A 10648-nucleotide genomic window follows, 5' to 3' on the forward strand; every position below is an offset into this window, starting at 1 on the left:
CGGCGATTCCCGGTTTTCCAATTTGAGATTTTGGATGTTATGGGATTTGCTGGCTATGTGGCCGCCAAATCGGTACTCCGATTTTAGAGTTTAGGAGACTGACGTTATGTCGGCGATTCCCGGTTTTCCAATTTGAGATTTTGGATGTTATGGGATTTGCTGGCTCTATAGCACATAGCCGGTTCTCCGATTTGAGCTGCTACATTTTACCGGACTTGCGGGGCCATGCACCATATAAGCGGTTTCGCGAGTTAATGGCTCAATGAAATTTTATCAGGCTCGCTGAAACCGGGTTTAGGTAACAACGCCAGTCTTATTTTAGATCGATTTTCTTATCAACAATTTTCCACCGCATCATTTGGCCGCTTTGACATCTTGAATTACAAACACCGAACACGATGCGTGGTGAACCACATAATTGCTGGCGCTCCCGAGGAAAGCTTCCGTCAGCCCCGTGCGCCCGCGCCGCCCCACTACTATTAAATCTGCGCCCCAATTTTGAGCAGATTCACAGATACAATGCCCCGCATCGCCATCGATTTTGCAGTCAAATTCCGCCTGCACTCCTTGTTTTGCAGCAGCTTCGGAGTAATTTTCCAGCAAACCTTCAGAGTGTTTTACCTCTCTTTGCAGCCGCAAATTTTGAGCTTGATAAGCTTGCTCCATCAACTCGACATTCATGCCCAAATCTACTGGAATTGGGACTGCTGTCTCGCCAATCGAGGTGACAGTAACGCAGTGAAATAGCATCATCTGGGCTCGATCGCTCGCGGCTAACTCTAAAGCTTGATTGAAGACGCGGTGCCCAAGTTCAGAATCATCTACAGCAGCAAAAATTTTCTTAAAACTCACAGCTTTACCTCCGGCGGCAAATCGTCAATATTTGTTAGTTAACAAAGAGTGCTTTTGAATTAAATTCAAATTAGCCATCTCTGATACTTCTAGACTAACAGACGTTCCAAGGCGTGCAGGTCTGGAATGCACAAAACGTCACGTTCGCGCTGAATTGTTCCTTTTTTTTCCAGCTTGCTGAGCACTCGCGTTACCGTTTCCCGAGCCAGCCCGCTCAGGCTGCTCAATTCTCTGTGTGGTAAGTTAGGAATTTCTGTACCTCCACTTAACATGATTTTGCCTTGTCCCTCTGCCAAAAATAATAGAATATCTGCTACCCGCGACGTACTGTCCGACTCTCGCAAACGCAGGCGGCGGTTTACTTGGCGCAGGCGGCGGGCCATCAGTTGAGCTAGCCGAATTCCTGCCAGGGGTTCGGTATGAATGAGCTGCACAAAGTCCTGTGATGGCATATTCCCGATTAGTGTCGGGGCTAGGGTGATGACATCTGTCGATCGCGGTGCTTCTTCGATCGCTGCCATTTCCCCGAATAGTTCTCCTTTGCCTAAAATATTCAGCGTTACTTCTTTTCCGTCTAGGTTGTAGGTGCGAATTTTCACCCAACCATCCAATATAAAATACACGGATGTTCCCCAGTCATTTTCTAGTAAAATCACTTGATTTGACGGATGACTGCGGGTAACGATGTGGACAGTTGCTCTCTCGATTACAGGATCGGGCAATCCTGCGAAAAAAGGAGTAGAAACTATCAATTGATTTATATTAGACTGCGGATCTCGGGTGTTAAAGCGGTCTTCCATGAGGCCATCATTTTAATTTATGCGCTTGAGCAGCGCTGGGCAATTAGAAATAGCTTGAGCCGAGTCAATCGATTTGAGATTCCTGATTGAAGAAACAATTATCTAAAATCGGCAATTTTTCCTCTAAAGTTTTGCGGTCAAAGGTCGAATATGGGAATTAATAGCCTCAATTTCTGATTGCGACCTAGAAACTAAAGACTATACCATAATTTTTTAGATACATACCGCCGAGCAAATTTTATTAACAAAATTTAAGCAGCGCGGCAAGTTCCTGATGCCGATCGAATAAGCGAAGACAAGCACTTCGCGAAGACAAGTTTAACACTGCTGAGAGATTTGTGGTCAGCCAGTGTCCGTGGGCTGCCTGCTGCTAGCCGTAAACAAAGCCAATCCACAACTGCGACACAGGCAGCGAGCGCAGTTACTTTTTCCTGACGGCCAGTGCCTGAAACCTGTCAAATATCAGCAATACCAGCAAAATCTACCTTTGGCTCTAAAGGTTTGCGCTCGCATGGAACTGAAACCGACGCAGTTTTCAGCAACCTTTTATGCTAGCCCGAGATGATTGTACCATTAATCTCTAGCGGCGAACACAGGTAAAAAGCTAATATAAAGGGTTAGTCAAATTGAAAGTACGCGGAAAATTCCGCCTCCAAGCATCCCAACTGGCAGATTGTTTGAGGTGTTTTTCCAGTTTTTCCCAAAAAAGAGACCTAGGGCTGACTGCTGTTGAAGCACGTGGGGCGATCGCCTCAAACTGCGAGTCAGGGTGGTGGCTCGGCCCGCCCCGCGACAGGGGCAAAAATTCGTCTCGCCGGGCGGGCTGCTGCTTGCCGAAGGCTCGGAGGCGCTGGTTAAAGGCAAGCAGCAGCAGCTTTTGAGATTGCAGGCAGCCTCCGGGCCCGCAAGCATTTGATGGGCAAGTACCAGCTAACCTATCATGGCAATAGGAGTCATCCGAAGGGAAAAGGTTGATTCACAGTTGTCAGAAAATGTTAGTAAATTATTGACGGACTCGCATTCAGATTATTCTATCTATTGGCATAGCTGCCGCCTGACTTCAGTCTTTTTCCGCTAAAATTTTTTCTCCTAAGCCGCATTCCCAGAGGTTCCGCCCTTGAATTCTCAGAAGTACAAAATTCAAGCACTGATTGCTGAGATTGACGAGGTACTCAGCAAGCCCGCACCCCGCTTGCCTTGGACGGGTTCGATCGATACTGTCCACCAGCGCCAACTCTTAGAGCGAGTTCGCACTTATCTGCTTTCCTCGGAGTCAAAGCTGGCAGCCCGCGACAGGCCAGCCACCCCAAATGTCCGCCCGGTACCAGTTCCAGTCCCCAAAGTGCCGCCCTTGAGCGATCGCCCCTCAGCAGCAGAGCAAATCATGCTGGCCGTCACCGGAGAAATCAGCCACCTGCGTTCAACCCTCACCGAGCCGCTCCAAGCAGAAGTAGAAGCCCTGCGGCAACAGCAGCAAGCTTTAATTCAAGAAATCAAACACCTAGAAGCAAGACGGCAACAACAACAATCGCTAGCTCAGCAACAAGCAAACCAACAGCAAATCATTTCAGAATTCTTGCAGGTACTCAGGAGTGGCTTGGAAGAAACCTTAGAGCGCGATTTCTCCCAAATGATCGGCAGCCTAGAAAATAAGTTGTTGCTCGATAGCAACGCAGCAGCATCCGAACCCTCGACTTTAAACCCACAAGTCTCTTCCGAACAGCCGCTGCTGACACCAGCTCAGAGACTCGAGCAAATGGAACAGTTTCAAGCTCGTGCCGACAGTATGCTGATGAGGCTCGATTCGACGATGGGTATCGTGTTCGAGGCTTTGCACGCCAATCTCGAAAGCTATCAAGCTTCCTTGGGACAAGGAATCGAAAATATGCACGGTTTGAGCCAGCAGAGCGAAGCGATGTTCGCTGCTTTGGTCAACCACTTGGCCGCACAGTTGGGGCGAGAAGCATCTTCCTACGTGCAGCAGCCGATCGAATTTACCAATCTCGAAAGTGCCACCCCGACATCAGCCGAGCCCTCTGTGCCCGATCGCGCCCTCTCTCAGGGAGCGATCGAACCCTCTGTGCCGCAGCCCAACCGCAGCCGCGAACTCGAAGAACAAGACAGATTGCCCTGGGCCGGTACAGAAATTTCTCCCCAATTCGGACAGTTGAGACGCGAGCGCGAGCGCCTGATATCTCCGATATCGCTCCCTGATTTGGCAGATGATTTGTTGGATGATTCACCAGAAACACCGGGACAGGTAACTCGGTTTTCCGGCGCTGATTCGGAAGATATATTAGCAGAAACTGGCGAAAATATTGAGGATTTGTACGCGAGTTTGTTTGCCGGAGAAGTTGCAGAACTAGAACTAGAAAATTTTGCGATTGAAAATACTGAAACAGCAGAGGTTTTATCTCAAAGTGCAGAATATTATGCAAGTGAACCTCTAAATGATGCCGAAAGTTTGTTTGTAAATTTGCTAGACGAAGGCGAATCAATTGAAGATTTTCTAGCAGTTGAAGATTCAGACTTTGTAATCGGTAATTCGGTAGAGGATATAACTTTAGACACAGAAGGTTTATTTGAACCCCAACCTGCAACCGTACCGTCGGTTTCAGAACCGCCAGACTCAAGTTCGATCGCGCTAACATTACCGTCGGTTTCAGAACCGCCAGACTCAGCGGACGATCGACCAAATCTAGAAACTGCTCAAAACCGAGGCGATGGGATCGACACTGCTGCTGTAGCCGAATCGCCGGATTTGAGACCTGCTGAAATTAGCTCTCACCGCCCGACTGCCACACCCCGCGTGCCAAGAGCCGCTGACGTTCAAACAGGGGATTTTGACCAATCCGTGAGGCCCGATGATGCGTACATCCAAGCTTCGCCCGAGGAAGATTTGCTACCCGTCGAGGTTTTAGATGATGACAACAATCGATCGATAAAATTGGATGTCAATACTCTAGAACTCTTGGAGAGAGACCTCTACAATCTCGAAGGTTTGGAAAATAAAGCGGCGGGGCGATCGAATTTAAGTGCAGCTAACAACTTGGATTTAGTGTCGAGTTCCTCCGAAAACGATACCGAAAATCCTTTTGCTGATGCCGCGGACGAAGAACTGAGCTCTCTAGAGGATTTGTTCTCTGAGGATATGGAACTCTCATCTGAGGATGAACCCTTTGTTTTGGAGAACGAATTTGGGGAGGATTGGTTGGCTGGGGAAGAAGAAGAATCGCAGTTGACGCTAGACGAGATTTTGGTGAGTTTGAACCAGATCGATCGAGCAAATGCTGAAATTTCCCAAACAGACGAACGGCCACCGAGTTCTCCAGAAAGTCAAAAAAAAAACCTAATTTCGACCGAGAGTAAAGCAGGACTTGCTGAAGCCAACACCGAGATAGGCAAGGCGAAAGAGCAGGATTTTGTGACAGGAGCGATCGCCCCAACCTTCGGCGCATCCCACAATCGCCCGCGCGCGAGCTGGTATTTGGGCATAGATTTCGGTTCCAGCGGAATGTCGGCGGCTTTGCTCGATCGCACCAGCGAGCAGTTGCACCCGATTTACTGGGAAGCACCGCAGGCCCAGAGTGCTGCTGCGGGCGCTTTGTTTCGGATTCCCTCGGTGGCGGTACTCTGGGCCACAGCCCCGGGGAGTTCTGGCGAACAGGTAAGTGTCAAATCGGTGGGATTGAGACAGTTTGCTTTACCTGCTGGAGAATTCTTATTGCAAAATTTTAAACTGCCTTTAAAGGTGAGCATTCCTTATCAGCGGGAAGCTGCTGGGATGTACGAACCGCTGTTGCAGCGGTCGCCTTCGCAGGCTATTTCGATCGCCCTACCGCTGCAAGGTTTGCGGGCGCTGCTGGCTACTTTGAATCCTAGGAAGCAAAAACAAAAATTTGGTCGGGCGGGGGAAGTTTTGGATGTGGCGGCAGGGGGGGATTTGGCGCCGGAACCGGTTTCTGATTTAATCTGCAAAGCTTCGGGACTGACAGCGGAAACTCTAGAGGTGGCGCTCTTAAACTTGCAGGGTGTAATTTTGGGAACTCCCGCGGGTTGGGGAAATGCTTATCGGTTTAACCTGCGGGAGGCTGTTTTGGGTGCGGATTTGGTCGCTGCTGCGGCCCAAATTTTTGTTGTGGAAGATGCGATCGCTACTTTACTTGCTGTTGTCACACCTGTCAAAAATTCCTCGACATTACAATCGCCAGCGCTGGAATCTGTTCGGGAGGAAGGCGAAGAATCTGCGCCGCTAGCAGTGAATGCTTCGTCTTTTAGCGGGGGAACTTTGATTTTGAATGCGGGGGCGGCGACTGTGGAATTAGCTTTAGTTGAGTTGCCGTCCGATGTGCAAAATTTAACTCGTGCTGATTTTACTTGTCAAAGTTTTGATGTTGGCGGCAATGCTTTCGATCAGGATATTGTCTGTCAGTTGTTGGCAAAAAATGAAACGTGGGGAATGTCGGTGGATTTGCCGCGTCCTGGGCATCCCGATTTGCCGAGCCGCTATCAGTTGCAGCAGCGCTTGCAAGGTTCTGCTTTTGGGCTGCAATTGTTGGAGGCGGCAAGACATTTGAAAGTTATTTTGCAGCATCAAGAAAGTTTTGTTTTGGATATTGGCCAGCAGCATTGGGATGTCAAGCGCCGAGATTTGGAAAGTTTGGTTTTAGTGCCTTTTGTGCAGCAGTTGAACCGCGAATTAAATGCTTTGCTCAGCCGATCGGGAATGTCGCCGGCCCGGATCAATCAGGCGATTTGTGCGGGTGGGATGGGTGGCTGGCCGGCGATCGCCCGTTGGTTGCGCCAAAAGCTGCCGAATGCGATCGTGGTTCAAGATCCCGAATTCGAGGTCGATCGAGATATTTCTCAAATTCACAATTCTGCATTAACTTCTGTAGCACCCAACACAAATTTTTCACAAACCAGCGGTCGGGTTGCCTGCGGGTTGGCGAGTCTGGCTCTCTATCCTCAAATTTTGGAAGTGTCGCAGCAGCAGTACAGCGACTTTTTTTTGCTGTGGGAATTAACACAGGTTTTGGGCGCCCAAACTCTGAGCTTTGAGGAAATTTTGCAGTTATTGGAACGCCTTGGCGTGAATACCCGCACCTGCGAGGCCCGAATTCTGCAAATTTTGGCAGGAAAATTGCCGGCGGGACTTTTGCCGGAGGAAGAAGATTTTATGATGCTGGCCGAGGAGTCGAGGCAAAATCCCGACTGGCGAGCAATTTTGGCCGAGCCACTTTTCTTTGAAGATGTAGTCAAGGGCTATCGCTTGAATATCGAACACGCTGGGTTTGTTCGCGAATATTTAGGCCACCTCGCCTCTAGCAGCCAGCAAAAATTGTTAGAGCCCCTAATAATTGCTTGGGATCTGGGCGCCGATACCTATCGCTAGACGGTAAAAAACCGATTTTCTACTCTGAAATTTGATCTGTTTTCCCAAATCTTCCTAGCAGAAATCGGTTTTTTGGCCGCCAAGACTAAGTTTTCTCAGTAAATGTACTTAAATTTACGAAAATTTTAAATATTATCTAAGGAAATATACACAAACTTTATAAAAGTGTTGCAGCTTTTTAAAGATTGTGCAAAGGCCAGAAGTTCGCCTTCTCGTGATTTGGTGAGTCTCATAAGATGGACGTGAGATATCGTTAAATTCAAGATAAATCAAATGAAAATTGCGATGGGTGCTTCTAAATCATCAGTATTATCCGAAATGCTCTCCTTATTTATCCCCAAACGTACTTACTCGCTTTGTGTATCAAAACAGCAGGTTCACCCCTCAGTAACCAGCAAGCTCAAGCGGTCGATCGATCTTTTGGGTTCGCTGCTGGGATTGCTAATTGCAGCAGCGGTGGCCTTACCAGTAGCTGTATTAATGCTGTTCGAGAGTCCGGGCCCGCTGCTCTACAGTCAAGTCCGCTGCGGCTTGAAAGGGCGGCATTTCAGAATATGGAAATTTCGCTCGATGGTTGTGGGTGCAGAAAAGCTCAAACACCTAGTTACCAACGAAGCCAAGGGTCATATTTTTAAGAATCAAAACGACCCGCGAATTACCCGCGTCGGCCGTTTTTTGCGGTGCAGCAGTTTGGACGAGTTGCCTCAATTCTGGAACGTGTTAGTGGGCGATATGAGTTTGGTAGGAACTCGCCCCCCAACTCCCGATGAAGTCTCCGGCTACGACGATTTTCACTGGCAGCGTTTAAATGTCAAACCCGGTCTGACTGGGGAGTGGCAAGTCAACGGACGCTCTAGAGTTAAAGACTTTGACGATATTGTTCGCATGGATCTCGACTATCAGGAAAAGTGGTCTGTTGTCTACGACATGAGTCTGATTTGCAAAACAATTTCGGTTGTATTTAATAAACACGGTGCGTGTTAATCAAGCTGCTGTTTTGGGTTGTCTGTTTGTTTGTTGTGAGCTGCGATTAGATGAATATAGACCTACAAGCTGTTTTGCTCGAAGTTAAACAGCTACAAAAAAATGTTAAATTAAGGGCAATCTCGTAACAAAGATTGCCCTTGATTTTTTGAATATTGCTTCATCCTTCTTCCTTCGGTCAACTGTTAACCCAACGACCAGCTCCCTTCGGCTGCGCTCTTCGAGCAAGCTGTCAAGTGTCAAGCGGTCAACTATCAACTGTCAACTGTCTTATGAATTTGCCTAATTTGATTACTTTCTCTCGTTTGCTGGGAGTGCCTTTTCTGCTCTACGGTTTGTACGACCCAAGCGCCCAAAGCCGCTGGATTTGCACCGCGATTTTTGTGGTAGCTGCGGCTACTGATTGGCTGGACGGCTATTTGGCTAGGAAGCTCAACCAAATTACTGATTTGGGAAAGTTTCTCGATCCTTTGGTAGATAAATTGTTGGTGCTGGCGCCGCTTTTAGTGTTGATTGAGTTGGGTAAAGTCCCGGCTTGGGCAGTGTTTTTAATTTTGGGGCGGGAGTTGACAATTGCTGGGTGGCGTGTTAATAAAACTACGATTTCGGGAGCTAATATTTGGGGTAAATTAAAGACGGTTAGTCAAATTGTGGCGATCGCACTTTTAATCGCTCCCCTGCCCGAAGCGTGGAACTTTCCGGCATTAATTGCGTTTTGGGTTTCTGTGGCTTTAACTTTGATTTCTGGCGCTATCTATCTGTGGCCGTCCAAGACCGCTGAGGAAAAGTAAGGAGTCACGGACGCAGATCCTCTCTGGTATAAGTCGAGAGAAAGTTATTGGTCGAAATCAGAAATTTTTTGCTCTCCAGTACGGATATCAATAGTGCTAATAGGAAACATTCTGTATTGCAAATTAGCAAAAACAATGAACTTAGGAATTAGGGCTAAATTGTTGGCTAGCTTTGGAGCTTTGACAGCTTTACTCGTACTTGTCGGGTTTGTTGGTTGGCGCAACACAGTTGAATTAGCAGAAGATGCAGATAAATTGTACACAGATGGAGTTAAGGGGACGGTGGCTCTAGCCAACTCCGAGTCGGCTTTATGGAAGCTGCGTTACGGCTTCCCACAGTTTATTCTTTTACCATCCAAGCGATCGTCCATTTTGGCCGAAGAGCCAAAGTTGTACAAAATAATTGACAATAACCTGCGAGAATATGCCAGAGGCGCCCTCACACCCCAAGAGCAAGTTGCTTTCGAGAAAGTGCAAGATACTTATCAAAGGTATATTGCAGCCAGACCTAAATGGTTTGAGTTGCAGCAAGCAGGTAAACTTCAGGAAGCAGCAGATTATCGCGCAGCTACTACTACTCCTTTGGGTGCCGAAACAGTTCAGGCATTTGGCACATTAATCGAACTCCAGCGAAAAGTCGGCGAAACAAAATATCAGGAAATTGCAGCCAATATTCAACATTTGACAGTTTTGCTCGTCTGTACTCTGATCTTGGCTTTGTTGTCCGCAGCAGTCCTGACGGCGATCGTCAGCCGCGACATTGTTAACCCCATCGTGCAATCTGTCAAGAAGATTGTCTCTTCTTCCATGCAAATTACTACCGCTGTCGATCGCCAGGAATACACGATTTCTCAGCAAGCTCATGCTGTGAATCAAACGACGGCGACGATGAATGAGTTAAGTGTTGCTTCATCCATGTCAGCCAAGCAAGCAGAAGCATCAGCAGTCTCGGCTCATCAAACGCTAACCCTAGCTGAGTCGGGGACTCAATCTGTAGCAAAGACAATGCAGGGGATAGTAACTCTTCAAGAAAAAGTAGGCGCGATCGCCAAACAGATTAACGATTTGAACGAAAATGCTGTTAAAATTAGTGGAATTTCTGAGTTGGTAGCCGAGCTCGCCAACCAAACAAATATGTTGGCTCTCAATGCTGCTGTAGAAGCAGTCCGCGCTGGGGAAAACGGCAAGGGTTTTGCTGTAGTCGCGACCGAAATTCGCCGATTAGCCGATCGAAGCAAACAATCAGCCGACAACATTAACGCTCTGGTGAAAGAAATCCAAGTAGCGATCGGCAACACGGCGATGGTAACTGATGAAGGTTCAAAAACAGCAACAGAAGGAATTAAACAAGCTGAAGGGACAACAAAAATTTTTGCCGGTGTAGCAGATGCGGTAGACAAGGTATTTTTGAACAATCAACAAATTGCTCTGAATGCTAACCAACAGGCGATCGCCATTCAACAAGTGCTCGCAGCAATGAACAATGTTAACTTAGGAGCAACAGAAGCGGCTACTAGCCTTGCTCAAGTTAAATTGAGTACGGAACTGCTCAACGAAACCGCAGCAGAACTCAAGAAGCTATCTTAACAGTTGACTCCGAAAGCAGTTTAACTGGTTCCAAGGCTCTTCCGGATAACGAATAAGAGTTTTCTAGGGAGCATCTCATTTTTGCAAAAAACATTTCTTTTGACAGTCTGATTTGTAGGGTGCGTCAGCCACTTCTGGTTCCCCACCTGAAAACTAGGTTATGAGCTGACGCACCCCACAATATCTATAATGCCGTGCGAGTTCTTGAAGTGCTCGCACGGCATTAAAAGCAAAACCCA

The 10648-nt window shown here is 47.7% G+C and carries 7 protein-coding genes; 4 read left to right on the plus strand and 3 right to left on the minus strand.

All coding sequences use genetic code 11. The features are described 5' to 3' along the window. Positions 1-354: 354 nt before the first annotated feature. From QT974_RS19780 to QT974_RS19790, 3 genes are all read right to left on the minus strand, one after another. The gene (locus QT974_RS19780; protein ID WP_333470135.1) at positions 355-852 is read right to left on the minus strand and encodes a universal stress protein; all 498 of its coding nucleotides are present in this window, start codon (positions 850-852) and stop codon (positions 355-357) included. Positions 853-941: 89 nt separating this feature from the next. Then, entirely contained in the window at positions 942-1652 is a 711-nt protein-coding gene (locus QT974_RS19785) for a Crp/Fnr family transcriptional regulator (RefSeq protein WP_333470136.1), read from the minus strand. Between the two features lie 621 nt (positions 1653-2273). After that, the gene (locus QT974_RS19790; protein WP_333470137.1) at positions 2274-2564 is read right to left on the minus strand and encodes a hypothetical protein; all 291 of its coding nucleotides are present in this window, start codon (positions 2562-2564) and stop codon (positions 2274-2276) included. A gap of 205 nt (positions 2565-2769) precedes the next feature. Here QT974_RS19790 and QT974_RS19795 point away from each other — a divergent pair, with 205 nt between their 5' ends. From QT974_RS19795 to QT974_RS19810, 4 genes are all read left to right on the plus strand, one after another. Beyond that, the gene (locus QT974_RS19795; protein WP_333470138.1) at positions 2770-7047 is read left to right on the plus strand and encodes a hypothetical protein; all 4278 of its coding nucleotides are present in this window, start codon (positions 2770-2772) and stop codon (positions 7045-7047) included. Between the two features lie 273 nt (positions 7048-7320). Further along, complete coding sequence (locus QT974_RS19800) at positions 7321-8031, plus strand: sugar transferase (protein WP_333470139.1); 711 nt, start codon at positions 7321-7323, stop codon at positions 8029-8031. A gap of 272 nt (positions 8032-8303) precedes the next feature. Continuing rightward, positions 8304-8822, plus strand: a complete 519-nt coding sequence (pgsA, locus tag QT974_RS19805) for a CDP-diacylglycerol--glycerol-3-phosphate 3-phosphatidyltransferase (protein WP_333470140.1) — start codon at positions 8304-8306, stop codon at positions 8820-8822. 135 nt (positions 8823-8957) lie between these two features. Continuing rightward, the gene (locus QT974_RS19810) at positions 8958-10409 is read left to right on the plus strand and encodes a HAMP domain-containing methyl-accepting chemotaxis protein (protein WP_333470141.1); all 1452 of its coding nucleotides are present in this window, start codon (positions 8958-8960) and stop codon (positions 10407-10409) included. Positions 10410-10648 lie beyond the last annotated feature (239 nt).

It is taken from the genome of Microcoleus sp. BM001215392, from assembly GCF_036700185.1.
In the GTDB taxonomy this organism is placed as follows: Bacteria; Cyanobacteriota; Cyanobacteriia; order Cyanobacteriales; family Microcoleaceae; genus Microcoleus.